The 26,287-nt window shown below is 45.4% G+C and carries 16 protein-coding genes and 1 tRNA gene; 11 read left to right on the top strand and 6 right to left on the bottom strand.

Features of this window, described 5'->3' with window-relative positions:
* Window positions 1-281 precede the first annotated feature (281 nt).
* Entirely contained in the window at window positions 282-1,148 is an 867-nt protein-coding gene (locus tag HMPREF1254_RS07470; protein WP_023058019.1) for an OmpA/MotB family protein, read from the top strand.
* A 120-nt stretch (window positions 1,149-1,268) separates the two neighbouring features.
* Here the strand turns inward: HMPREF1254_RS07470 and trpS are convergent, their stop codons facing one another.
* Window positions 1,269-2,255, bottom strand: a complete 987-nt coding sequence (gene trpS, locus HMPREF1254_RS07465; RefSeq protein ID WP_023058081.1) for a tryptophan--tRNA ligase — start codon at window positions 2,253-2,255, stop codon at window positions 1,269-1,271.
* Between the two features lie 135 nt (window positions 2,256-2,390).
* Here trpS and HMPREF1254_RS07460 point away from each other — a divergent pair.
* The 3 genes from HMPREF1254_RS07460 (at window position 2,391) to HMPREF1254_RS07445 (ending at window position 5,571) form a co-directional block, all read left to right on the top strand.
* A tRNA-Val gene (locus HMPREF1254_RS07460) sits at window positions 2,391-2,465 on the top strand.
* Between the two features lie 538 nt (window positions 2,466-3,003).
* A complete protein-coding gene (locus HMPREF1254_RS07450) occupies window positions 3,004-4,521 on the top strand; it encodes a bifunctional ADP-dependent NAD(P)H-hydrate dehydratase/NAD(P)H-hydrate epimerase (protein ID WP_036878246.1) in 1,518 nt (505 codons plus the stop codon).
* A gap of 3 nt (window positions 4,522-4,524) precedes the next feature.
* Window positions 4,525-5,571 (top strand): DUF4831 family protein, encoded by a 1,047-nt coding sequence (locus HMPREF1254_RS07445; RefSeq protein WP_023058114.1) that lies wholly within the window; start codon window positions 4,525-4,527, stop codon window positions 5,569-5,571.
* Window positions 5,572-5,766: 195 nt separating this feature from the next.
* Here HMPREF1254_RS07445 and bglX read toward each other — a convergent pair whose 3' ends face one another.
* Complete coding sequence (gene bglX, locus HMPREF1254_RS07440; protein ID WP_023058035.1) at window positions 5,767-8,028, bottom strand: beta-glucosidase BglX; 2,262 nt, start codon at window positions 8,026-8,028, stop codon at window positions 5,767-5,769.
* 317 nt (window positions 8,029-8,345) lie between these two features.
* Here bglX and HMPREF1254_RS07435 point away from each other — a divergent pair, with 317 nt between their 5' ends.
* The gene (locus HMPREF1254_RS07435; protein WP_036878248.1) at window positions 8,346-9,356 is read left to right on the top strand and encodes a class II fructose-bisphosphate aldolase; all 1,011 of its coding nucleotides are present in this window, start codon (window positions 8,346-8,348) and stop codon (window positions 9,354-9,356) included.
* A gap of 420 nt (window positions 9,357-9,776) precedes the next feature.
* On the opposite strand, the gene HMPREF1254_RS07430 is transcribed toward HMPREF1254_RS07435, so the two are convergent.
* On the bottom strand, window positions 9,777-10,991 hold the full coding sequence (locus HMPREF1254_RS07430) for a sugar MFS transporter (protein ID WP_023058103.1): 1,215 nt from the start codon (window positions 10,989-10,991) through the stop codon (window positions 9,777-9,779).
* A 368-nt stretch (window positions 10,992-11,359) separates the two neighbouring features.
* Here HMPREF1254_RS07430 and HMPREF1254_RS07425 point away from each other — a divergent pair, with 368 nt between their 5' ends.
* From HMPREF1254_RS07425 to HMPREF1254_RS07400, 6 genes are all read left to right on the top strand, one after another.
* Window positions 11,360-13,780 carry a TonB-dependent receptor gene (locus tag HMPREF1254_RS07425; RefSeq protein WP_023058074.1) on the top strand — a complete coding sequence of 807 codons (2,421 nt, stop codon included), beginning with the start codon at window positions 11,360-11,362 and terminating at the stop codon, window positions 13,778-13,780.
* 70 nt (window positions 13,781-13,850) lie between these two features.
* Entirely contained in the window at window positions 13,851-15,296 is a 1,446-nt protein-coding gene (locus tag HMPREF1254_RS07420) for a hypothetical protein (RefSeq protein ID WP_036878250.1), read from the top strand.
* A 166-nt stretch (window positions 15,297-15,462) separates the two neighbouring features.
* The gene (locus HMPREF1254_RS07415) at window positions 15,463-16,920 is read left to right on the top strand and encodes a hypothetical protein (protein WP_023058024.1); all 1,458 of its coding nucleotides are present in this window, start codon (window positions 15,463-15,465) and stop codon (window positions 16,918-16,920) included.
* A 57-nt stretch (window positions 16,921-16,977) separates the two neighbouring features.
* Window positions 16,978-18,363 (top strand): hypothetical protein, encoded by a 1,386-nt coding sequence (locus HMPREF1254_RS07410; protein WP_023058104.1) that lies wholly within the window; start codon window positions 16,978-16,980, stop codon window positions 18,361-18,363.
* Between the two features lie 59 nt (window positions 18,364-18,422).
* Window positions 18,423-19,529 carry a DUF4876 domain-containing protein gene (locus tag HMPREF1254_RS07405; protein ID WP_036874088.1) on the top strand — a complete coding sequence of 369 codons (1,107 nt, stop codon included), beginning with the start codon at window positions 18,423-18,425 and terminating at the stop codon, window positions 19,527-19,529.
* Between the two features lie 92 nt (window positions 19,530-19,621).
* The gene (locus HMPREF1254_RS07400) at window positions 19,622-20,608 is read left to right on the top strand and encodes a leucine-rich repeat domain-containing protein (protein ID WP_036874090.1); all 987 of its coding nucleotides are present in this window, start codon (window positions 19,622-19,624) and stop codon (window positions 20,606-20,608) included.
* Window positions 20,609-21,114: 506 nt separating this feature from the next.
* On the opposite strand, the gene HMPREF1254_RS07390 is transcribed toward HMPREF1254_RS07400, so the two are convergent.
* From HMPREF1254_RS07390 to HMPREF1254_RS07380, 3 genes are all read right to left on the bottom strand, one after another.
* Window positions 21,115-22,896, bottom strand: coding sequence for a MutS-related protein (locus tag HMPREF1254_RS07390; RefSeq protein WP_023058098.1), 1,782 nt, complete (start codon window positions 22,894-22,896; stop codon window positions 21,115-21,117).
* A 315-nt stretch (window positions 22,897-23,211) separates the two neighbouring features.
* Complete coding sequence (locus HMPREF1254_RS07385; protein ID WP_023058096.1) at window positions 23,212-24,819, bottom strand: hypothetical protein; 1,608 nt, start codon at window positions 24,817-24,819, stop codon at window positions 23,212-23,214.
* 117 nt (window positions 24,820-24,936) lie between these two features.
* The gene (locus HMPREF1254_RS07380; RefSeq protein ID WP_036874243.1) at window positions 24,937-26,286 is read right to left on the bottom strand and encodes a RagB/SusD family nutrient uptake outer membrane protein; all 1,350 of its coding nucleotides are present in this window, start codon (window positions 26,284-26,286) and stop codon (window positions 24,937-24,939) included.
* Window position 26,287: the final 1 nt, after the last annotated feature.

Genomic DNA, 26,287 nt, shown 5'->3' with positions numbered 1-26,287 from the left:
ACGACATTCATCAAAGTCGATGACAGAAGAAAGGCAAGTAGAATACAGCAAATTGTAAAATAAACGCCTCTATTGACATCTACCTAACGTGTTAACACTCAATAAATAACGGCTTAAGCGGTTAAAATATTTTAATTTCGGTTTACTTCTCATTGCCTTTGCCGTCATTATATGTATATTTGGCACAAGAACAGTGTGCCTAAACAGGCTTAAAATGGCGTTCATCCAAGAGCCAGACACACACGGAAAGAAGATTTTAAACTGAATAAAACAATAAAATCATGAAGAAGAAAAATGCTGTTATATTACCCTTGTTGGCAGCAACATTACTTGTTACAGGCTGTGCCAGCAAGAAAGATTTAGAGAATTGTCAAACGGAGAACCGCGAGTTGACAAACAACTACATGACAGCCAAAGAACAACTGGCTGCCGCACAGGCTCGTCTTACCTCGCTGGAGGAACAACTTGCACAGCAAAAGAGCGACTACGCTGCTTTACATAAGTCGCTGGACAAGAGTTTGTTGAACACCAACTCCAACAACATCAACATCTCTAAGTTGGTTGATCAGATTAATGAGTCCAACCAATACATCCGCCATTTGGTGGAAGTAAAGTCAAAGTCAGACTCGCTGAACATGGTGCTGACCAACAACCTCACCCGCTCTTTGAGTCGTGAGGAGTTGAAAGAGGTTGACGTTCAGGTGCTAAAGGGCGTGGTATACATCAGCTTGGCCGACAACATGCTGTACAAGAGCGGCTCGTATGAGATTAATGACCGCGCGGCAGAGACGCTGAGCAAGATTGCCAAAATCATCATGGACTACAAGGATTACGATGTCTTGGTAGAGGGAAACACGGACAACGTGCCGGTAAACCAAAACAGTCCGCTGATGAAAAACATCCGCAACAACTGGGATTTGTCAACCCTTCGCGCATCCAGCGTGGTGCAGTTCTTGCAAAACCACTATGGCGTTGACCCAAAACGGATGACTGCTGGCGGCCGTGGTGAGTACAATCCGCTGACAAGCAACGACACGGAATTGGGCAAACAGCGCAACCGCCGTACGCAAATCATCATCACACCAAAGCTCGACCAGTTCATGGATCTGATTGACAAGGCACCCGAGAACGAGGGCATGGCGAAGTAACGCAACGATTTTCTGCCGATGACGCAGGTTTCGGCAGGTAAGAATAGAACTGAAAGCGGGGGCGTTCCAAATGTTGGAACGCCCCCGTTTTCGGTGTTCATGCAGTCTTTTTCAGACCTGTTATGACCTGAATCCGATGATTCTACGCACCTCTTTCAAGGTAGCGCTGGCACTCTCGCGCGCCCGGTCGGCACCCTCTTTGGCTATCTTGTCCAACAACTCCTTATTCGAAATGTATTCGTTAATCTTCTCTCTGATGGGAGCTACCGTCGCACAGATGTCCGCTGCGATCTGTTTTTTCAGGTCTCCGTAGCGAATGCTGCAATCGTTCCACTTCTCATCAAAATAGTCGTATGTGTCTTGTGTCGAGCAAATTCGCAAGAACGTGAACAGGTTTTCTATCACCTCCGGCTTCTCACTGTTGGCCTTCTCGGGGCCACTGTCCGTAACGGCCTTCATCACTTTCTTTGAGATAGTCTTGTCATCATCGTGCAAATAGATGCAGTTTCCAGTGCTCTTCCCCATCTTTCCACTTCCATCCAGGCCAGGTACCTTCAAAGCCTGCGAGTTGAAATAGAAGTTTTGCGGTTCAGGAAAGAAGTCAACGCCATAGATTCTGTTGAAGCGCGAGGCGCACTTCCGCGCCATTTCCATGTTTTGTTCCTGATCTTTACCTACCGGAACCTTCTTAGCCCGATGCTGCAAAATGTCGGCGGCCATGAGCGTTGGGTATGTAAAGAGCCCCGCGTTGACGTTGTCAGGCTGCTGACGCGCTTTCTCCTTAAACGTGGTGACGCGCCCCAGTTCGCCGATATAAGTGTTCATGTTGAGGTAAAGATACAATTCCAGCGTTTCTTTCACGTCACTCTGAACATAGATGGGAGCCTTTTGGGGATCGATGCCACAGGCAAGATATTCAGCCAAAATGATGCGCGCACTGTCTTGTATGTCTTCTGGTTTGGGTCGAGTGGTCAATGAATGCCAGTCTGCAATGAAAAACATGCAATCATACTTGTCCTGCATCTCTATGAAGCTCTTCACTGCACCGAAATAATTTCCCAGGTGTAAATAACCTGTCGGGCGTATTCCACTAACTACTTTTTCCATTATTTATTCCTTTTTTTAATTGATTATCATCTGCAAAGGTACATCAAATTGAAGTCAACGCAAAAAAATATAATCAAAAGTTTGGAGGTTATCAGAAAAAGGCATATCTTTGCACCCGCTTACTTCAAATAGCAAGGGCGTTTAGCTCAGCTGGTTTAGAGCATCTGCCTTACAAGCAGAGGGTCGGCGGTTCGAATCCGTCAACGCCCACTGGGGTGTTTCCCTGTAATCCTTCGGGATTGCAGGGATTTTTTTTGGCCATTATGTTCCCACCGCCTCGCCCACCAACATTTATCAATTTATAAATCAACGAGTTACTATCACCTTTCAATAGCATTGACTTTGGCGGCCAATTGCATTGAGTTTGGCATCCAATTGCAATGAGTTTGCCGGCCAAAAGCTATGACTTTGTTTTTCATCCTCATATCAATCGTTTGTTTCAACAACGAATTGAACCAATAAAACAAATTCGATTGTTTGAAATCAATGAACGCCGGCGTTCTCCTAATCAAACGAATTTGGCAAACACATGCAGCATGTTCATGTCGGTAGACTTGCTTTCATTCGCAGAACGCTTGCGTTCATTGTCTTGTTTACTTTATACGTTACATTTGTTAAATTTGTTGTTAAACAACATTGCCCTTCAATGAAAGAGCCGTGAAAACGGACGCTCCATTTTGATTCAAATTAACGAAAAATAGGACAGCCCATGCCCATGCATTGGTATTATTTTTGTATTTTTGCAAGGATGAAGATATTTACAAGTGCTCAGATACATGAGCTTGACCAACATACCATTGCGCACGAACCCATCAAAAGCATCGACTTGATGGAACGCGCAGCACAGGCTTTAACCCAAGCCATTACCGATGAGTGGACCAACCGCACACCAGTCGTGGTGTTTGCCGGTCCGGGAAACAACGGAGGCGATGCGCTGGCCGTGGCTCGCATGCTGACGGAAAAAGGTTACACGGTGAGTGTCTACCTGTTCAATACCAGCAACAAGCTGTCGGAAGACTGTGCCATCAACAAGAAACGCATCGTAGAGGCGAAAAAAGCAAACCTGTTCAAGGAGATTACGCTCAACTTTGAGCCGCCCACACTGGACGCTGATACCCTGGTGGTGGACGGTCTTTTTGGTTCGGGACTTAACAAACCGCTCAACGGCGGCTTTGCCTCGCTGGTGAAATACATCAACCAGTCGCCATGTCAGGTGGTGAGTATCGACCTGCCATCGGGACTGCTGCCCGAGGACAACACGTTCAACGTGCGCACACACATCGTCAAAGCCAACCTTACCCTGACGCTACAACAAAAGAAACTGGCCATGATGCTGCCCGACATGCAATGCTTTCTCGGCCGCGTGAAGGTGCTGGACATCCGGTTGTCCGAGGAGTTCATCAACAAGACGGATGCGACTTACACCATCTTGGAAGAGCAAGACGTGCGGCAAAAATTGCTGCACAGGCCCTGCACGGCGCACAAAGGCGACATGGGACACGCACTTTTGGTGGCTGGCAGCTATGGCATGGCCGGCGCAGCCGTACTGGCAACGAGGGCATGTTTGCGAGTTGGCGTGGGAAAGGTAACGGTATGCTCGCCCCAACGCAACAACGACATTTTGCAAATCAGTGTTCCGGAAGCGGTGATGCACGCCGATGCAGACGAGAATGTGTTCAGTGAGCCGGTCGATACTGACGACTTTGATGCGTTGGGCATCGGTCCCGGACTGGGACAGGATGAGACTACGGCCATCGCTATGATTGCTCAGGTGCGCCGCGCACAGTGTCCTGTGGTAGTCGATGCCGATGCTCTGAACATGTTAGGTACGCATCGAGCATGGATGCAGCAGCTGCCCAAGAACATCATCCTGACGCCACACCCCAAAGAGTTCGACCGACTGGTAGGCAATACCTGTGGGGGTGGCTACGAAAGACTGCAAAAGGCCATCGAACTGGCCCAACGTCTGCATGGCTATGTGTTGCTGAAAGGGCATCACACGGCACTCTGTCTGCCCGACGGTCACGTCATCTTCAACGCCACCGGCAATGCGGGAATGGCCACGGCGGGCAGCGGCGACGTGCTAACGGGCATCATCACGGGACTGGCGGCGCGTGGGTATCAACCGGCTGACGCCTGCGCCGTGGGCATGTACCTGCACGGACTGGCGGGCGACTTGGCCGCCAAGGAACTGGGACAGGAGAGCATGACGGCCGGCGACATTGTGCGCTTCATCCCACAAGCATTCAAACGATTAAACGACTAAGACATGAATAAGCTCATTTTATCAACCTTGTTTCTGGCCTTCTGCCACGCTACGGCGCAAGCTCAGATACCAACAGAGGGGGTTACTTACTTTCTTCCGAAGACGGCTTTGCGCTTCGCACTGCTCATCGAGAAAACCACTTTCACGCCGGGTGAATACGCCCGATATTCTGAAAGATTCATCAAAACACCTGTAAACGACCAGCCTACGACGACTTACCGCATCGTGGCGACACAGATGGACACATACGCGGTGCCCGATTCGGCCAAACAATTCACGGCTACCATCGACAAGAAACACAGTATCGTGAGTGTGAGTCGCGACCAAAACGGGGTCATCATGGCCGTGAACGACAAACCGAGAGCAGTGGAGAGCCAACCAGCGTTCAAGCCGGCGCGCAAGCCTTCGCCCATCGATCCCGCCAAATACATGACGGCAGAGATGTTGGCGGCGGGCAGCAGTGCCAAGACCGCCGAGCTGATTGCACAGGACATCTACGACATTCGCGACAGCAAGAACCAGCTATCGCGCGGTGAAGCCGAATTCATGCCAAAGGATGGCGAGCAGCTGAAGATTATGCTGAACAACCTGAACGTGCAGGAAAAGGCCATGCTGCGGTTCTTCCAAGGCACCACAACCGTCGATACCATGCAGGTGTTTGTTGACTACGTGCCGACGAAAGAAGTGGACAAGGCGCTGCTCTTCCGTTTCTCCAAGCACTTGGGCATGGTGGATCAAGACGATTTGGGCGGTGCGCCCTACTATATCAGCATTCAGGATGAGCAGGTAATCCCAACATTGAAGATGCCCGTTGAAGTGAAGAAAAAAGACAAGCGTGACGTGGGCATCAACGTAAATCTGCCAGGAAAAATCAAAATCACGCTGTACAAAGAAGAACAGCCAGCAGCCTCTTTTGAAACTTATGCAGCCCAATTCGGTCGCATAGAGAATCTCAGCGGCGAGCTGTGGGGCAAGAAATTCACCACGCACGTCGTGCTTAATCCCGTGACCGGTAACGTGGAGCGCCTCGAAACCGAGGCTCTCGATTAAGCAGAGCAGCGCAGGGACGCAGCCGAGTCAATGGGCTTGGCACGCGAGAGGTAACAATTCAGCTATCAACATATAGATACAACACCTGCTTTCTGAAGTTTTATCATGTCGATGATGATGAGCGACAGGCGTTAACTGATTAGGTGGGTGGCGGCAAATCACCGTCACCCACCTCACCGATGCAGCCACCTTATTTTATTGAACGGTGATGCTGGCACGCTTGAGGTCACGACTATTGGGGCCAACCATCACATCAAACTCGCCTGGTTCGACCACCTCTTTTAAGTCATAGTTGTAGAATTTCAACTTACTGGCATCAATAGTGAACGTCGCAGTGGCTGTTTCACCAGCCTTGATCGACAAGCGTTGAAAGCCTTTCAGCTCTTTAACGGGTCGGGCGATGCTACCCACCACGTCGCGAATGTAAAGCTGTACGACCTCTATCCCATCCCTGTTGCCGGTATTGGTCACGGGAATGTTAACGGTAATTTGGCCATCAGGGCTCATCGTCTTGCTGTCCAACTTCAGCTCACCATACTGATAAGTGGTATAACTGAGTCCATAGCCGAAGGGATAAAGTGGATCATTGCGAACGTCAAGATAGTTGCTCTGATAGTTAAAGAAGCGGTCAGCACCTTCTGCGACGGGCCTACCGGTGTTGAAATGATTGTAGTACAAAGGAATTTGTCCCACATGTTGCGGGAAACTGGTGGTGAGCTTGCCACATGGATTCTTGTCACCAAAGACCACATCACAAATGGCATCACCCGCCTCACTGCCTCCGAACCACACGTTCAAGATAGCTGGAACATGCGCTTTTTCCCAATTTAAGATGGTGGGACGGCCCGAGAAGTTCAGCAACACCACAGGTTTTCCAGTAGCAACAAGTTCCTTAAGCAGGGCCATTTGCACGTCGGGCAGTTCCAAATTAACCCGACTGTGGCTCTCACCACTGAACTCAGCCGCCTCTCCCATGGCGGCAATGATGACATCAGACTGCGCAGCCACGGCGAGAGCCTCGGCCTTTGCTTGCGCATCATCTACCCGCATGATGTTTTTACCCTGCTCACCAGCCTTCTGTAAAGCATCGTCTGAAGCGATGTTGCAGCCTTGCGCATAGAGCAATTGGGCCTTTCCTTTCAAGGCACGCTCCATACTTTCTTTCAACGTTGAATAGCGTTCGGGAGCCATCGCCACACACCAGGTGCCACAAAGATTAGCTCGATCGTTGGCCAGAGGGCCGATTAAAGCGATTTTACCCTGCTTCTTCAAAGGTAAAACCTGGTTCTCGTTCTTCAACAACACAAACGTTTCAGCTGCCAAATCACGGGCCGCTTTCCGATTAGTAGCAGTATATACATACTGATTCCTGCTCTTCACCCTTATATATTTATAAGGATCTTTGAACAAGCCCAACTTATATTTCGCCTCCAGCACCCTGCGACAAGCCTGGTTGATGTCAGCCATGGTGACCTGTCCGTTGGCCAATGATTGCTCCAACGTGCCGATAAACCCTTTTGCCACCATGTCCATGTCGGTTCCTGCACGCAAGGCTCGAACCGAAGAGGTTGCCAAATCGCCTACACCATGCGTTGCCATTTCATTGATGGAAGCGTAATCAGTGACGACAAAACCATCAAATCCCCATTGTTTGCGCAGTACGTCATTAACCAACCAAGCATTGGCTGTGGCCGGAATGCCATCCACGAGGTTGAAAGAGGTCATCACACTGCCCACCCCAGCCTCAACAGCTGCCTTGTAAGGAGCAAAATACTCGTTGTACATTCGCAGCCTACTCATATCCACAGTGTTGTAATCTCGCCCAGCTTCTGACGCACCGTACAAAGCAAAATGCTTCACACAGGCCATGATGTTCGATGGCAAACTGTAATCACCTTGATAGCCCTTAACCATGGCTTTGGCGATAAGACTGCCTAAATAAGGATCTTCTCCGGCGCCTTCCACAATGCGTCCCCACCGCGCATCCCTACAGATATCAACCATAGGTGAGTAGGTCCAGTTCACTCCCTCAGCACTTGCTTCGAGCGCAGCCACACGCGCGCTGTTCTCAATGCCCTCCAAATTCCAACTACAAGCTAAGGCCAAAGGAACAGGAAAGATAGTTTCGTAACCATGAACTACGTCCATGCCCACCAGCAGTGGAATGCCAAGGCGAGATTTCTTGATGGCTATCTCCTGCAAAGTGCGAATCTCATTCAGTCCCTTGATGTTGAACACGCCACCCAATTCACCGTCCTTGACTTGCTGAACGATAGAATTATTTTGCACCGCCCCCGTGGTAATATTCCCGGCAGGCAACAGATTCATCTGACCCAACTTCTCTTTTAAGGTCATTTTAGACATGAGTTCATCCACGAACTCCTTCATAGGTTTGTTTTGTGCCACGACATTCATCGAAACAACACACAAAGCCAACAGAACAAATAGTTTTTTCATCGTATCTTATTGTTATATTATTTTTTTACTGCCGTATAGATTTATCGGTTATGCAAAGTTAACCATATTTCATGAAAACAGATTGAATATTCCAACCATTTTTCCGTCAAAAAGTGGCAGGGGTTTGACAACTATCTGATTTTGACATGTACAATTGACAATTAGGCAGGCAAAGATGGCTATTTTTAGACAGAAAGATTATGCACAGGACTTCATTCATAAAAAAATGTTGCATCACTTTGTCATGCCAAATTAAAATACTAACTTTGCATTGATTCCCAAAGTTATTGGAAACTCACTTTAAATATTTTAATAATATGGTAGATTACAAATCATTAGGTCTCGTAAACACACGCGAGATGTTTAAGAGAGCCATCAATGGCGGTTATGCCATCCCAGCATTCAACTTCAACAACATGGAGCAGTTGCAAGCCATCATCACGGCTTCTTCAAAAGAAAAGTCACCTGTTATCTTGCAGGTTTCAAAAGGTGCTCGTGCTTATGCTAACCAAACATTGCTTCGCTACATGGCACAAGGTGCCGTAGAGTATGCGAAAGAGTTGGGCTGCAAGCATCCTGAAATTGCACTGCACTTGGATCACGGTGACTCGTTTGAAACATGCAAGAGCTGTATCGATTACGGCTTCTCTTCTGTCATGATCGACGGATCTTCACTCCCCTATGAAGAGAATATCGCCTTGACAAAGAAGGTTGTTGACTACGCACATCAATTTGATGTTACCGTAGAAGGTGAACTTGGTGTATTGGCTGGCGTTGAAGACGACGTTGTAGCCGAGAAGTCTCATTATACAAAACCAGAAGAAGTTATCGATTTCGTAAAGCGTACGGGCGTTGACTCGTTGGCTATTTCTATCGGTACATCGCACGGTGCATACAAGTTTACACCAGAGCAGTGCACACGCGACCCGAAGACAGGTCTGTTGGTTCCGCCACCCTTGGCATTCGATATCTTGGACGAAATCATGGTGAAGCTTCCTGGATTCCCTATCGTTCTCCACGGATCATCTTCTGTTCCACAGGAGTATGTGAAGATTATCAACGAGAATGGCGGCAAGTTGCCTGATGCAGTTGGTATTCCTGAAGAACAATTGCGCAAGGCTGCGAAGAGTGCTGTTTGCAAGATCAACATCGACTCTGACTCTCGTTTGGCTTTCACCGCTGCCGTTCGCAAGGTGTTCAACGAGAAACCAGGAGAGTTTGACCCACGCAAATACTGCGGTCCAGCTCGCGATTTGATGACAGAACTTTACACACATAAGATTGTAAACGTATTGGGATCTAACAATAAGTTGGCACAATTAGACTAATCGTCTATTTGATGAATTAAATGAAATAAAAGATATCGCTGCTTTGGGACATGGCATCATCTATGCAAAAATGATGAAACGACACCAGAACCATTGACAGTATATCTTACGAATTGAATAAGGAAAGCGGGATCAGCGTGAGCTTGATACCCGCTTTTTTTGGTTGATGAACTCACAAATTGTGTGCTTGTGTGGCGGAACATGATGATTCACGTCCGCCACGCTGGTATCACATGATAAAATAGTGTCTGGTTATTACTTTGCAAACCCATTGAGATTGAGTTCCAAACCCATTGAGATTGCCCGCCAAACCCATTGAGATTGGATGTGAAAGGCATTGAGTTTACATCCTCATCTACTCACACCAACCTAAAAAGCTGATTTTCAGATCTTTGCATCAATAACGAGTTGTCAGAAAAATCATGCCAACTCTCCTTTTCGCTTCCTCATCAACTGCCACGCATAAGCCAGCACAACGGCATAACCTATCCATGGAATGACAAACGGAATGACCATATTGACAGTATCTGCCACATAGCCCATCAGTAAAAATCCGCAACCACCGATAGGAGTCATCATCAACAACGACGAGGCACTCTTGGTAAGATTGCCCAATCCCGACAACGCCAAAGCAAAGATGGTAGGGAACATGATGGCCTCAAAAAGATAGTTACACACCAAGGCCACCATGGAGATAACGCCGAGGTTCAATAGCACAACAGTGATACACAACACGCTGCCAGCGGCACAATAGAGCAACAGGCGTTCGGCCACGATGCGACGCATGACCCAACTGCCCAAGAAGCGGCCCACCATGAAGAACGCCAGTGCCCCCGTGAGCACCACAGAAGCCAGGTTATCGGTCATCCATCCCTGTCCCGTCACAAAGTTGATGAAATAACTATTGATGGAGATTTCGGCCACTTCGTAGGCCAACAGGGCAAACAGTCCGAAAACAAACAGCTTGTGCCGCCACAACTTTGAATAATTGTTGCCCTGCGCCTGATCTTCAACCGTTTGCTGATGCTGTATTTCAGGCAGGTCTACGCGTGCGAATACCACGGCAATAGCCAGGACCAAAGCACCGAGAATGGTGTAGGGAACCACCACGTTGCCGCCCGTTTCTGAGCCGTTGAACAGGAACTGACCAACCACCAAGGTGGCGAAGAGGCTTCCCAAACCGTTAAAACTCTGTGACAGATTGAGCCTGCTCGTTGACGTTTCGTTCGGTCCCAGCTCCGTTACATACGGATTGGCTGCCGTTTCCAGGAACACCAGTCCGCACCCAATGACAAACAGAGCGACCAGATAAACATAAAATTCGCCTATCTGCGCCCCAGGAATGAACAGCAACGCACCAATGCCAAACAACAACAGACCGAAAACTACGCCCCGCCTATAGCCTTTGCGGTTGATGAAAATACCGGCAGGGATGGCCATGAGGAAGTAACCCAGATAGGTGGTGACCTGTATCCAAGCCGACTGTGTGATGGATATGTCAAGCATATTCTGGAAATGCTTGTTAAGCACATCCAAGATGGCACGGGCAAATCCCCAGAGAAAGAACAGGGAGGTAATCAGGACAAAGGGTATGGTGTAACGCTTGTCGGTTAGTTTGTGGTCGTTTGGTTTCATGTCGTTTTCTACTTAACAGTATATATATAGGTATCTGCACCACGCCCATTCCGCTTGATGTGGTGGCAAGTAGACAAACACCTGTTGACGACAAAGATAATGATTTTCAGACAAAGTCACCTTGTTTTCGCACAAGAATCAGTGCCGTGCGTGTAACAAGGAGGAAAAATAGAGCGTTATTTTGCCATACAAACCTACATGCAAGTTTCTGTCGATCAGACATAATAAATAGGTATGAGTATTGTAAAAACGATTGGAAAAATGCCTACTTCTGGGTATGCCATATTTTTTAACAGTAGAAAAAGTTTCCGTACCTTTGCACTCCAAAATAAACATTAGTTATTTTTTTTTACATCAAGTTAGTGAAAATGTTAAGAAACATCCAACGTACACAAAAGAACGGACAGATGCGGTACACTCTCCTGAAAGGCTGCATGGCGCTGCTGCCACTATTAAGTTTGGTTGCGGCACCTGCAATTGCACACGACAACATGGAGAAGGTGGCTGACAAATCCGAGAATGGAAACCTGACACTCAGGATAACAGATGCGGTGACAGGCGACCCTATACCTGGTGCCGTGGTGAAAGCCGATGACGCCAAGATATATGTGACTGATGCATCGGGCAACTGCGTCATGACGGTAAAAGACCAAACCAAGAAAATCAAGATTACCGTAACATCGGTGGGGTATAAGAATTATACAGCCAACATATCCCCCCGCGCAGGTATCATCCCAGTAAAGCTGAAGGAAGATGCGCAAATGCTGGGCGGTGTAACGGTGACATCTAAAAAGAGACACACCGACATCATGCAGCAAGCCAAGACTCTGGATCAAAGTATACTTGAAAAAGGTGGTGCCACCTCGTTGGCAAAAATGTTGGAGTCCATTCCTGGTGTGAGCTCTATCAGTGCTGGTAGTACGGTGGCTAAACCTGTTATTCAAGGTATGCACAGCAGCCGTATCCTATTGATGAACAACGGTGTGAAATTGGAGAGTCAGAGTTGGGGTAACGATCATGCACCAGAAATTGACTATACAGGTGCCAGCATGGTAGAGGTTGTAAAGGGTGCTGAATGTATCCGTTACGGTTTTGGCGCCATGGGAGGTGTGGTATTGCTCAATGATGCGCCCCTACCCTATGGACATAACAAACCTATCGTGAAAGGAGTTACCAACATCGGCTATGACACCAATGCCCGAGGGATAAGCGGTTCGGGAAGCATTGAGGCCGGTTGGAAGAATTTCGGTATGCGTCTACACGGTAATTATACCCGTGGTGGTGATTACCATACACCCGAATACATCATGAACAACACGGGGTACAACAACATCAGCATGTCTGCTATGGGTGGTTTTGAGAACAAGCGCATCACGGCAACAGTGCTTACAAGTTTGTTCTACCAACGCTCTGGTATCTATTTTGGCAGCCAAATATCCGACTTGACGCAATTGCAAGAACGTTTCCGCATTGGCCGGCCAACAGAGTCGTCATTGCAACCATTCAGTTATGAAATTGGTATACCCTTCCAGCAATCACAACACTTCACGCTGAAGGGCGAGGTGAAATATCGCATCAACCCAAAGCAATCGCTGGATTTGACCTTGTCGTTTCAAGAAAACTTGCGACAGGAGTACGAGAACCGTATGAAAAAGGAGTGGAGCGTCATCCCGATGCAAGACCTTATATTGAAAACATACAAGGGCGACTTGTCATATCGTGCTTCATGGAAGCCTTACAAAATGTCTACCTTTGCAGGTATAGCAAATACATACCAAATAAACTACAACTTCCCAGGTACTAAGAATCCAGCCTTTGTACCAAACTTTGCGGCTCTCACTATGGGTGGTTTCCTGTTGCAAAAAGCTACTTTCTTTGAAAAATTGCAATGCGAATTGGGCTTGCGTTACGACTTTAGAGTAATGAGCGTGAGCGGTTACACGACATTGAACAAGTACGACTATTACGATGACTTCAAGGTTTACAGCAATTTCACCTCGAGCTTTGCCACTCACTATCAGTTTAACGACAACTGGGACATGCGTGCGAACATCGGTTGGTCGTGGCGTCCACCAGATATTAATGAGCTTTATGCCATTGGTCTGCAGGAAGGTTCTTACTGGGTGGTGGGCAATAGAAACCTGAAGAGTGAACGTGGCTGGAAGTCCATCTTAGGTGCAAGATATCGCAACACATGGGTATCCATAGAGCCAAGCATGTTCTACCAACACATCAACAGTTATATATACGACCATATAGGTTATGGTGTAGATAGATTTCATAACAGTCCGAGCGGAAAGTATGCCAAGTTTATGTACGACCAAGACGATGTTAGGTTGTATGGTGGCGATATAGAGGCTACAGTAAAGCCTGTTAAAGGCTTAAGCGTTGTGGCTAAGGGTGAATGGATTTTTGCTCGTAACCTTACTCGCAACGACTGGTTACCATTTATGCCTTCAGATAAGTACGGCTTGTCTGCAAACTATGATATGGCTTTTGGTAATCAGAAAAAGACTCTTGCTTCTTTCTCTCTATCAGGCAATTATGTTACAAAGCAAACCCGTTTCGACCCTAATAAAGATTTGGTGCCCGTATCGCCAGACCCTTATTTCTTGCTTGGAGCATCGGCTGATGTTACATTTAAGCTACCTGGCAACAGGGAAATAAAGTTGATGTTGGTAGGCGACAACATCCTCAACACATTATATAAGGAATACACAGACCGCTTTAGATATTACGCGCACGAACGTGGCATGAACTACTCTTTGCGCACAATCATTAAATTTTAAGAAAATGAAGTTACAGCATAAGACATATAAAATGATACGTTCAACAGTTTTGGCGTTAGGATGTAGCTGCATGCTTGCCGCTTGTTCTACCAATGATGTTGATGATTTCCTGAAAACGATAGTAAAAGCCCCACCCGCTTCCATCGAGTACAACGGCAAGGGCCACTCGCAGATATATGCAGTGAGCGCCGTACTTAGAATGGGGTTCAAGGGCGGTAACATAAAGGTTGGAAACTTTGGTGCCGACAACAGCATAGACAACACCTACGAACAAGACTCGTACAACATGATAAGCGTGAACACGGATAAACCGACAGACTATCCGCTCATGCAACAAATTGAGATAAGCAAGGGCGACAATGGACAAATGCAAATTACAAGTCAGCGCGACCATTTTGATGTAGTTGCGTCAGATGACGTTTATTACGGACTTGAGCTTACATATTATGGAGCCAATCACCAACAAATAAATGGTGAGTTCATACAGTTCTATTACAAGAAAAATGGAGACCCAGACCTCGATAACTCCACGCTGGTACAGCACCAACACTTCTTTACCATTGGCAACGAAGTATTGGAACACAGTTACACTATAGACGGTAAAACCATATCCAAGAACAGTAAGCAGGGTTTTTATCCACACACGCTGGATGAGAAATCCACCTATTATCCAGAGCTTACTTTTGAAATGGAGGGCGACAAGTTAAAGACCTGCGACATCACCACTACCAATGCACTGCTTGCACCTGAAAGTGGAAACAAATCAGAAATCATGCCGTATGACAGCACTCTGATAGACAAAGCGATAAATATATTCCCTACGCTGAAAAGAGATCAAGCCACATGGACTGAAAATGGCTATAAATTCTTTCAAACACTCACCATGCCACATGCAGCAGAACTTGCCAACAAGTTGTTTACATACCAATACCGAGATACCGACCCATTTGAAAAACAATTAGGATATGAATACCAAGAGGGCAGCGGTGACGGTGGCGTAGTTGACGATGGCACAAATGCACTGAGACAAAGACAAGGTGACTTCGTGGAATTGCTGCATCAATGCCGGAGAATAGGTAAGGGTCCAAACAATTTGGACAGAATGGGATTCAAGGGTGTATTGCAGTTTAGCCAAGCCAACACCGAATTTGCGATGCAAATAAGTCTGTGCAACATCGTATCGCAAATGGATAAATCAAAGAATGCTATTTGGCCCAAATATGGAAATGATAATCCAGATGCCGACTCAAAGACTTGTTCTGAAATTCCAACATTCGGTAATGGAGAAGGTAGAGGACTTTATAATTTTAATGAAATAAAATCAGAATGGAGTAATCACGACATTGATATTCCTTTAACATTCCGTGTCATTGCGGACATGAAAGATGGAGACGAGAAGTTCGTGGAAGATTTCAAAAAGTTCTATCCTCACATGGATCCTAATGAAATCAAGAATTATTTCTTCAATCCTCAATATTTGCTGTCCAGAAATCGCAAGAATATATTCGTCATGTAGACTTCAGCTAAATGGAAGGCATTTGCGCATCATCATTCCTCAGATGGCTGACACGTTCTCCTAACTAAGGAAAATTTACATACACGGTTAAAAGGAGTGAGAGTATTTAGCAAAGTGCCAATTATACTGGACTTTCTAATCAAGACATTTACAATAAAATAATAAAATGAAAAAATATAGTTTTTGTTTCGTTCTTATATTGATGCTATGTACATCATGTGATGATTTCATCTTTGGAAACATGAACATCAATTACAACGAAAACCCACTTGAACACAAAGAGGTGCCACACAGTGGTGCGGATGCCATGGTTGACAGCTTGAAGAAAAAAGCTCCCTTTGGTGATGCCATGAGTAACCCCGACCAAGATGGCGCATTCAACAACTGGGCTCGTTGCTTAGTCATGTTTAAAGAAGGACACTCACACGGAGATGAAAAATTTCATGGCAATTATGTTTACCCTGCAGCGCCATGGAGACAAGAAGAATTTGTCATAGTAGAAAATAACTCACAAAAGTTTCCTACTGTAAAGGTGGAGTGGGAAAAGAGTATTCAAACTGTTTTTGAAAAGAAGTTAGGCAAACCTACTCCCCAGCAACCTTACATTCGTCTTATAGGTGGAGATAAAAACCTTTGGGGTATATGCCTGTACTTCTTGGATAAAGATGGAAAGTTGCTTAACGATGAGATATACAAGCACTCTGATGAGTATCAAATATTCTTTACTATCAGCGATGTTGACGATAAGGGTAACCCATACAAGATTGAAGACTGTAGAGGTACATGGGAAGTTGACAAAAATGGGAAAGATGGCAAAGTAGACGATCATCCTGTCGTATCACCTTATTTCGAAGGAGTAGATAAGGACGAAACTTTAGGTCACGATATCTTCATGCGTAGACAAAATGCAACCAAGAATTTGTTTGAATATGCCTACCGTGACACATGGCATCAGAATGCCATGGCTGACGGAATGCGCGAGTTTTACAACATTAGGTTGCTGCCACCCCTTGATGCCACCGATGCTAATTCATGCGTTTCTTATGACAAGGACTGTGTAGGACTAAAAGGACATATCAACTTTTATTATGAGGCTAACGAGCCTTCATCTAACTTTAGACCTGAAATAGACGGACGATATGGGTATGTAGAAAAAAATGACACATGGCCCTTTAAGGTAAAAGGTTTTTCAGATGAGTCGGTAGTATATAGCCGTCCTTCATATATTTTGCCCTACTTCTATCTTTCCGTAAGAGTTATGAAATGTCAAAAGGGAAGGAAGGCATATATTCCTAAGGCCACCATTGTCAACAAGGAACTTGACTATGCTGGATATTGGGACTGGATGAAAAGCGAAAAAGCCTGCGCACCTTTCTATAATCCTTTCTGGCAATCGAAGAATACAACCCTCGAGGTTCCTGAATGGAAAGAGCTTATACGCTTCAACATACCTATTAAGGTGTATTGCAACAGGTTCGACTCAGATCCTACAAATGTTTCTCCTTCAGAACCATATTATTTTTACTTAGGTAGAGAGATTGGATTAACAGGAAAACAAGCATACGAAGCAAGCCAAAATGTTAAGACGCATGGCTTTGGCGCATTTGGTAACTGGTTCCTCTAATTCATACAATTATTATCAACAACAAAAATTATCAGAACAAATAAACAAAACAAGGATATGAAAAAAATAAATTATACCTTGATATTAGCATTCATGGCTTTATCATCTCTATTCACTGCATGCCAGAGAAATGGAGACATGCCTGACAGAACAGATGCTAATTCAACAGTGGATCACCTCATTTTCAAAGAAGTTTTTTACATTGGTTACTGCACTTACAGGGATTTGTCTTCCTTGGGCTTCAAAAGCCAATATGAAAGATACGAAGATGCCAACTATCTGGTGATATACAATCCTACCAATCAACCGATATCGCTTGCTAATATGGCACTTGCTTATCATGTTGTCGACCCAAGTATACAATATTCATTCCAAAAAGACGGTAATGGAGATTTCACAAAGCGATACTATGGCATTGGAGGAATGTCGTACTTCCCCAACGACCCTGTGACAAAAAAGCCACATATCATACAGCCTGGTGATAGTGTCATCGTAGTGAAGTATGCGTGTGATCACAAGAAGAAATTCCTAGCCGAGAATGAGACCACAGAAGAGCAGGCAAAGAAAGATTACTGTGGCTGGGAGGCTTTGCCCGACTATAGTAAACTTCCAAAGGACAAAACCTTTGAATTGTGCAACCAATATAAACCGAAAAACGGAATGTATGACCCTGACGACAAATTTGACAACAAGGATATTCCAAACATGCGTGACCTTGTTTTGTGGGATGGACTTCCATTTAAGGGACCAAGCCAGAGTATGCGCATGGCTTTGGTGAAATTGCCTGATGGCGATGCTTCCAAGCCTCATGAAAAAGACAAAAACGGATTTTATCCTGACGAATCGCCACGTTCACGCAACAATTGGTATCGACTATATGACTTGTACGGAACCGAGCAGGACCAAATTAATGACGAGACAGATCCCTTGAAGAAAAGAGAGCTGGAAAAGAACAGAAAATACCCAACGGCATACTACCACATGATATATAACACAACTGGCATGGCTGGCGTCAATGCTATTGAGCTGAATTACAATTGGGTTGTCGACTTCCTTACTATTTGTCCTTCGACAGAGAAGAAAATGGACTTGCTGACAGGTCCAAGTTCTGTAACAGTATATGATGCGACAGGACACGCTGTAATGGAAGGAACAGAAGAAAAGAAAGAAAAAGTATGGTGGTACGACAGAGGAACAGCAAGTGTCTGCAAGCGGATATTTGGAATTAATGACTTTTCTAATCCGTCATTCGATCCCTCGCAATTACAAGGTGCGCTAATCCGCCGAAGCAATGGAAAGGGATTTGTAGCCGAGATGAGTTCTGCACTGAACTACACGAAAGGCGTACCATCACTGTGCAGACGTGACAGCAAGGGCAAACCGTTAGACATGACCGCATACTGGAAGATTAACTCCATCAATGCACGTACCAAGAAGAAATAAGAGTTGAGGCATACAAGAATAACTAAATAACAATAACTGATAAAAAGAAAAACTAACAAATGAAAAAGATGATGCTATGCGCATTGGCAACAATTGCACTATTCGCAAACTGCACGCGCGACGGACAACCTGAAGAAAAGAAAAATACCGCTGAAACAGAAAGCGCAGACTTGATTATCAAGGACATTTACTATGCTGGAGACTTCGTGGAGACACCCTACGGCAACAAATCTGAAGAAACGGACGACAAGTTTATTTCCGTCTACAACCCTACCGACCATGACATAAGCCTTGAGAACATGGCTCTGGCTCTATGTCAGTACAACGCCGTTGACAAGATCAACTTTGAAAAGCCTAATTGCGATTACAGGCAGAAAGGCTTCGGCGTTTCCAACATGATTGGCTTCCCCAAGGATAAAAGCGGAAAGCCATACACCGTAAAGGCAGGCAAAACCATCGTTATTGCCATGAGAGCCATCAACCATGCGGAGGGATACAAGAAGTACTTGACAGAGTATGGAGAGGATCCAACCAAATACAAAGGTATCGAAAAGCTTATCGACCTTTCCAAGGCCGACTTTGAATGGGGACAGAATGGTAACGAAAACGTTCCACACATGACGTTCCTCTATTGCAAGGAAAACGACAAAGAGCAGGAAAAAAGAATGAAAGAGGACAAATCGAAAGTCGGAGTATGGGATGAAGACGACGATGAGTATGTACCTTTCGGATTTGAGCGTAACTTCACCATTGCGCTGATACGTTTGGCAGAACCTATCGAGAAGATAAAAGAGAACATGAACAATGCCAAGGTAAATGAAGCGTTGCTAAAAGAAATTGAAGAGCCGACAGCAAAGTATGGACGCTATGTCATGTGGAACGAGAGTGGACATCACTCACATTCACAAATTCTCATGTTCTTACCGAACCAATGGGTCGTAGATGCTGTAAACGTAAGGTTCAAAGGAGTTACTACTGAAAAAAGTTTCCCTATATCGGGTACACTGGACAAAGGTTGGAATGGCGTGTACGACAAAGCTGACGACAAGTTAGAAGTCGGTGCGGGCAAGATGCTTACCCGACGTTTCAATGGAAAAAGATTATCCGATACAAACAACTCATCGGTTGACTTTGAGGTCAAGAAAGTAGTTGTACCTACGAAATAAGAAGGCATGGGCATTATAAATGCCTGCCTTCTCTTACTAAACATCATGAAATAGGTTTTACCTAAATATGTTTAATTTAATGTTTTTATAGTATGAGAAAAATTTACATGTTAACAATGAGCCTGTTCGTTTGCATGGGTGCACTGGCAGGCAACAATGGGACTATTGGTGATAATTTGCAATGGTCGTTTGCCGATGGCACACTTACCATTAGCGGAACTGGAGAGATGGAACACGCAGAGGGTAACTCTGGGTATGCGTGGGGAACAGACAACCAATCATTAGACCGTAACTCGATCAAAAAAATAGTGGTGGAAGAAGGGGTGACAACCCTTGGCGAATACATCTTCTGGGATTGTGAAAATCTTACGGAAGTAAAATTACCAAAGACACTGACGACGCTTAGGAAACAATGTTTCAAAAGTTGTACATCGCTCAAGTCCATAACATTACCAAATAACATCTCTTTAATTGAGGAGAGTGCCTTTGAAAAATGTAGCGCTTTGGAGACTGTTACTTTCCCGAAAAGTTTGAAGGAAGTGCATGAACACGCATTCTACAGCTGCAATCTTAAGAAGGTAGATCTTTCACAAACACAAGTAGAAACAATTGGCTCGGCAGCTTTTGCTCAGAATGCTCACTGTGAAGAGGTGTACTTGCCAAAGACACTCAAAACCCTCGAAGGTGATGACGAGGGTACTTTTTCTTCCTGTGGTGTGAAGAAAGCCGTATGTAGTGCAGTAGAGCCTCCCAAGACAATAGTTGGCGGATACAATTTAATCACATTAGAGAAGAATACAGATCCTGTTACTTGGATAAATATTTTCGAAGGCTCTGATGAAGATTTTGTATTGGAAGTGCCAGCAGGAAGCGTGGAGAGATACAAAAACGCAGACGGCTGGAAAAATGCAGCAAGCCACATTACTACCGGCATTCGCGGCGTCAAGGCAGCCCAGGCAAAAGTTGGCGTGTACGACATTACTGGCAAGAGATATATGAACCATGCTGATGCACAAACAGTCAGCACATTGCAACATGGCGTTTATATCATCAACGGCAAGAAAGTTTTAGTTAAGTAACACAAAATTATCCCCACCCATAGAATGTATTTTAAAGATGTACCTAAGAAAAACGTGCAGGAAGACAACAAATTCCGCGCATCATAAAACAAAGGTTATTCTATACATACTGGAGGTGGGGATTTTTTTATTTCATCAAATTTACCTTAGCACACACCTCGTGTTACAGAAAAACACAAATACAGAAGATTGAAAATGTGTCACGGCATTTTATCAATCCATTTTTTTAGACGTACAACACCTTGCCAACTTTGCAGACATGCAGTTTAGGCAAACCATCGACAGGCGTGCGAGCGCATCCATCCTGAAAACCAATGTGTATGACATTGGCACCCAAAGTGATTGACATTGGCATCCAATTCACATGACTTTGCCATTCAAAGTCAATGCAATTGAAAACACACAAAATCATACTGTCTTTTCAAAGGCTTTTAAGGGATGTTTCGCATGAAATAAAAGACAGAGACAAGGCAGTTTATTGCCACCACCGAACAGTTACCACGTCCCTACACATCATTTAATGTTTCTAATATACCCCTTAACAAGAAGGTGGCATTTTGATTGCGGGCGACACCGGGAGTGATTTTGTATGAGTAGGTTACATCCTGTCCCAACGCAATCTCGAAGCAATAGTTGTGAAACCGTTCTCCCTCCATTTTCGACAATTCCAAATCGTGTGTGGCAATGACACCCGTCACTGGCAATGCCGACACCGCTTGTAAAAACAGGCGCGAACCATTGAGCTTGTCGGCCGAGTTGGTTCCCTTCAATATCTCATCCAGGATAATCAGCGTTTGTGCATTGTGCTGACACGCTGCAAGAAGTTGTTTCAAACGCAGCAACTCGGCGTTGAAATAAGAGATACCATGCGCCAAGTCATCGGTGGTGCGCATGCTACTGAACAGGCTATATGCCGACACACGCAGCGATGTGGCAAACACAGGCATGCCGTTCATGGCCAAGATGTAGTTGATGCCCAATGCCCGAAGGAAAGTACTCTTACCTGCCATGTTGGCTCCCGTAATGATATAATAGTGACGATGCTGCAAGGTAAAATCGTTGCGCACCGCCTTTGCACCCAAAAAGGGGTGGTACAGTCCCACTGCCTCGTACACCATTTCCTCGCTCGCCGCCACTTCTGCCCTACCCGCTTGTGGCTCGTTGTAACGAAAAGTGGCCATACTCACCAGTCCATCCATCTCGCTAATGGCATCTATCCACACAGGTACTTGACCTAAATACTGCCGTTGCCACCGCAGGAAACGACGCACCAAGAAATAATCGCTCAAGAACAACGCATCCATCAGAAAGAGTCCAAGGATATTGCCACGCCTGTCCAAACCGTTCAGAATGTCATTCAGCTGGTCGAACGACTGTCTTGCTCCTTGCAACACACTGACAATCGAAGCGTTTTGTGGCGTGGTAAAGGTCGTTGTCTCACTCACCTGCCGTATCAACTGTACATAGACCTGCAACTGTGCATGCAACTTGTCAACCACCTTACTAATGACTCTGCAAGCACCCGAACAAACAAAAAACACGCTGAAGAAATGCAAGATGCCCCACCATAAGGGCAGTTGGGCACTCACCAAGCCTGCCACGGATGCCACGACAGCTGCAAACAGTCCGATAATGAGCAGCCACGCCAGCACGAAAGTCCATCGCTTTGCTGCAAAAGTGGGTATCTGCAACGACTTTATCTCTTGCAGTGCCTGCCGTATCAAGGCAGAATCAATCCTCCCGTCAGCACCTAACGCCATGAAAGTGGATCGCCAAGGTTCCATTACAGCCAACTCGTCAACAGCATCGGCACGTGCAGACCGATTGGCAACCGACGACAGTTGAGCCGCCAACCAGTCGCTACCGCCCGTGGTCCCCGTGCGGTTGATGCGCTGAAACAACGAGTCTTTCCCAAATACATCCAAATCGAACGTAAACGGATGGTGTGCATCCATGTACCGTTCCCCATCATCGAAGCACGAAAAGTCGCCTGAGAGATATTGTAGTTCTTGCGTATAGACCTTGCGAAGTGCCTCTTGATGATGAATCGTTCGCTCGTTTTTCACATCATAATAACGCACCAGTGCATATACACTCAACGATACGAAGGACAGTATCAGCAAAACATTGCCCCAATCTATAATGGTGTACCCTACCAAAAATCCTAAAAATACTACAAAGGTAAATATTTCTCCAGCAACAAACCATTTGTTTTTCCTTTTGAGTTGTCTAATGGCAGCCGCCAGTTGTTGTTCCTTTTCGAGATAATATAACTTCAAATTATTCATTACTTGGTAAAATATTTACAGCTAAAAGTGTAGTGAGTCTTCTCAACATTCAATCAATGCTGTAAGTTATCAAAAGTAAATATCTCTACAAAGGTAATGCTTTTCAGGGATTAGCAAATGCGCAAATTCGGGTATTAACAATCTTTCATCGTTCTATTCATGGTAGCTATCAAAACAAAACAGGCTATTTTGTGCACCAAAACAATCTGTTTTACAGCACAAAATAGCCTGTTTCCCGTTCCTGTCTCATGCAATCAGTGTACATCAAAACGAGCTGTACACCAACCGCTGAAGGAGTATTCTATGAAAGTGCTATCACTTCACAACCACCTTTTGAACCTGCTTACCTGTTTTCACCATGTAAACACCTGCTGGTAAGCCTTGGCATGTTCTTCCCACATATTGCCCACGAAGATTGTAGACATAAGTAGGCCCAGAGGGATTTGCAACTATTGACTGGACACCAGTAACCACATTCTTAGGATAAATAGAAACCGTAGTAGTCTTGTCCGCTTTTGTTACAACTGCTACTACATTGTTATTGGTAGCCATAGAAGCCACTGCATCGTTAGCAGCTGGTTTAATCTTTCCATCTGCCGTAAACCAATAGTTGAGATAATTTACAACCTTTCGGTCGCTCTTCTGTTCGACAAAAGTTGCCAACAAAAGTTCTCCCTTATTCTCTACCATACACGATACCTGCTGCGTATAGGCATTTTCTTCCCCTTCATCGTAGCTATCGGTAGTACACCAATTTACAGAAAGGTCATTGACATTAAGCTGTGCTGCAAACACTGCTGTCCCTACCACCTCTGGACAAGTTGCCACCAGTGGATTATGTCCTTCTACTGTTCCACACATATACAGTTTTCCGTCCGACACTTTCATACCAGAAATACTGTAGTTAGGTGCCACCGTCGCCTCTGTTGGAGTGTGATAATCCTTTACAAACACTTGAGAACCTTGGATAGAAGCCAAGATAAAAGCTCGAGCCAAATTACCTTCGTCATTCTTCATCTCAAACTTATCTACGCCCTTGGCTGTTTCCAAAACTAATTTGCCATCGCCTATGGCTGAAATATAAACACAGTCACCACTCACGGTGAAAGCAAAATCAGCTACTAACGACTGTGTTTCAGATTGCTTTTCCATAGCCCCAATAGTAGCTACAGACGTAGCATTCTTCAAATCTGCTGCATCTAAGGTTAGCAAACCAAAACTCGCATTATCTTGCATGAATACCCCTGGAAAACCAGTATAACAGCCTTTCCAAGAAACATTATCAAACTTCACATCACCCAAATAGCGACAAGAAAGATAAACCTTACTGCCCACAACAGCTAACTGAGAAGGAATAACCTTTACATCTTTGTTAGAATAGATTCCCGAAGCCATTAATTCTGCATCGGGGGTTGCCTCAATGGTGCGTACCACCTTGAGGTTTCCGTCCTTGTCGTATTTGGCAACGAAGGCAGCACGACGATTAGGCGTAAAGTTTCCTTCTATTTTCATACCTTCAACGGTTTTTGTGTTACCGTCAACAGATTCAAATTTAACTTTTTCTGCCAATGTTCCGAGCAGATATACATTGCCATCCGCATCGGTGGTAATCTCGTGAATCAGCGAGTTACCCACCATTCCAACGGCCCAAAGTTCCTTGCCGTCGGCACTATATTTTGCCAAATAAGCCGGTGTCAGTCCATCTGGCTCTAACAAAGAGCTGCCAAAGTTGAGGTCTTGGTTATAGGTACCTGTAGTGAAAACACTACCATCAGCAGCGACAGCGGTTCTGGTGCCACCTAATTTCTTTGCTTCCGTGACAGGTGTCAGTGATTTTGACCACTTTGCAGCCTGGTTGAACACCTGTGCCTGTACTGTTATGTTTGCCACAACAGCCACGATTACTAGTAAAATCTTTTTCATACGCTAAATATTTAAATCATGAATATTATTTTAAAATAGCGCAACTCCCGCTCAAAGACAGTTCATGTACCTCAATAAGGGGTTGTCTATTTCATTAAAAACAGCTCTGAAGAATCATCATTTTGTCCACGCCTCCAAATTTGGATTGGCTGCCACAGCCTCGGCAGGGAATCGGAGTGTGTAACGAGCATCATGCTCTTTCAACTCAAATGTTTGGTCCTTATAGGTTTTGGTCAGTGCTGGTTGCGTGGTTCTTCGCAAGTCGTCCCAACGGAAGCCCTCAAAACAAAGTTCACGAAAACGTTCAAGATAAATCTCAGTAAGCAAGTCTTGTTGGTTCATTTCCTGAACTTCGGCTGTGTAAGTAGCAATGACAGAGGGTTTGTACCGCTTGCTCATTAGCTGAGTAAGATACGCTTTGGCTTCAGTCAACTTGTTTAATTGCGCCGCTGCTTCAGCCGCTATCAAGTACGTTTCAGCCGACCTGAACGAGCAACGATATTCATTGCTGCCCCCTTTGCGCAACAAATACGTCTGCGAACCCTTACGCTCCAGGTATTTTGTCTTACGCTGATCGCCTTTTTTAAAGACTGCTATGAACTGCTGGGATGGTTTTCCGGCTTTTTTATAGCTATTGGTCATCACCTGCTCGAGCGCCACTATCGATTCAACCGACTTGTAATGATCGGGCAACAAGCCGTTAGACGCGTTCAAGTCCTGCAGCTCGCCATGCCGCTTGATAACCTCTTGAGCCGCAGTGAGCGCCCCCTGCCAGTCGCCTTTGTACAAACAGACGCGCGCTTTCAGTGCTTGTGCCGAAATAACATTGAAGCGATAGGTTTGACCTTCGTCCCACTTCTCCACGTTAAGATACTTTTGCGCCTCAGCAATATCAGCCAAAACCTGGTCGTAAACTGCTTTCAAACTGCTGCAACGAGGGATGGCGTTGACGTCTGCCTCCAACAAAACGGGAACACCACGCGTTGTCTCGGGATTGACCTTGGTATAAGGTTGTGAGAACATGTTGGCCAACAGGAAATGACAATACGCCCGAAGCATATACGATTCGCCTACTAATTGGCGCACTTCAGCTTGGCTGTATCCGGTGATTTCGTTTTGGTGTTCGATAAGATAGTTGGCGATGTAGATAACATGCCAATAGCGACGCCAGTTTGGTGAGGTTGTGGTAGGCGAAGGAGCGTTATCATTCCATCGCCATATATCAAAATAGGTGTCATAGTCATTGGGATCTGTAACAACAGGACTCAATTCCATCTCGTCGCTTCTGAGTGTCATCAGTCCCCTATCTTCGGGGAAGGTAGAGTATTCGTAGGTAAGCATGGCGCGGTATTCCTCGCCCGTCTTGGCAATCACTTTGCCCGTTGGCGTGATGTCAAGAAAGCTGTCACAACTTGTCATCAGTGCGGACAGCCCCACGCATAATATAAATATTTGAAGCTTCTTCATC

The sequence above is a fragment of the Prevotella sp. BV3P1 genome, from assembly GCF_000479005.1.
GTDB lineage: Bacteria > Bacteroidota > Bacteroidia > Bacteroidales > Bacteroidaceae > Prevotella.
This window is presented reverse-complemented; position numbering and strand designations above follow the sequence as displayed.

Coding starts and splice junctions, on each gene's coding strand:
- HMPREF1254_RS07470 (WP_023058019.1), top strand. CDS start 282: ATGAAGAAGAAAAATGCTGTTATATTACCCTTGTTGGCAGCAACATTA.
- trpS (WP_023058081.1), bottom strand. CDS start 2,255: ATGGAAAAAGTAGTTAGTGGAATACGCCCGACAGGTTATTTACACCTG.
- HMPREF1254_RS07450 (WP_036878246.1), top strand. CDS start 3,004: ATGAAGATATTTACAAGTGCTCAGATACATGAGCTTGACCAACATACC.
- HMPREF1254_RS07445 (WP_023058114.1), top strand. CDS start 4,525: ATGAATAAGCTCATTTTATCAACCTTGTTTCTGGCCTTCTGCCACGCT.
- bglX (WP_023058035.1), bottom strand. CDS start 8,028: ATGAAAAAACTATTTGTTCTGTTGGCTTTGTGTGTTGTTTCGATGAAT.
- HMPREF1254_RS07435 (WP_036878248.1), top strand. CDS start 8,346: ATGGTAGATTACAAATCATTAGGTCTCGTAAACACACGCGAGATGTTT.
- HMPREF1254_RS07430 (WP_023058103.1), bottom strand. CDS start 10,991: ATGAAACCAAACGACCACAAACTAACCGACAAGCGTTACACCATACCC.
- HMPREF1254_RS07425 (WP_023058074.1), top strand. CDS start 11,360: ATGTTAAGAAACATCCAACGTACACAAAAGAACGGACAGATGCGGTAC.
- HMPREF1254_RS07420 (WP_036878250.1), top strand. CDS start 13,851: ATGCTTGCCGCTTGTTCTACCAATGATGTTGATGATTTCCTGAAAACG.
- HMPREF1254_RS07415 (WP_023058024.1), top strand. CDS start 15,463: ATGAAAAAATATAGTTTTTGTTTCGTTCTTATATTGATGCTATGTACA.
- HMPREF1254_RS07410 (WP_023058104.1), top strand. CDS start 16,978: ATGAAAAAAATAAATTATACCTTGATATTAGCATTCATGGCTTTATCA.
- HMPREF1254_RS07405 (WP_036874088.1), top strand. CDS start 18,423: ATGAAAAAGATGATGCTATGCGCATTGGCAACAATTGCACTATTCGCA.
- HMPREF1254_RS07400 (WP_036874090.1), top strand. CDS start 19,622: ATGAGAAAAATTTACATGTTAACAATGAGCCTGTTCGTTTGCATGGGT.
- HMPREF1254_RS07390 (WP_023058098.1), bottom strand. CDS start 22,896: ATGAATAATTTGAAGTTATATTATCTCGAAAAGGAACAACAACTGGCG.
- HMPREF1254_RS07385 (WP_023058096.1), bottom strand. CDS start 24,819: ATGAAAAAGATTTTACTAGTAATCGTGGCTGTTGTGGCAAACATAACA.
- HMPREF1254_RS07380 (WP_036874243.1), bottom strand. CDS start 26,286: ATGAAGAAGCTTCAAATATTTATATTATGCGTGGGGCTGTCCGCACTG.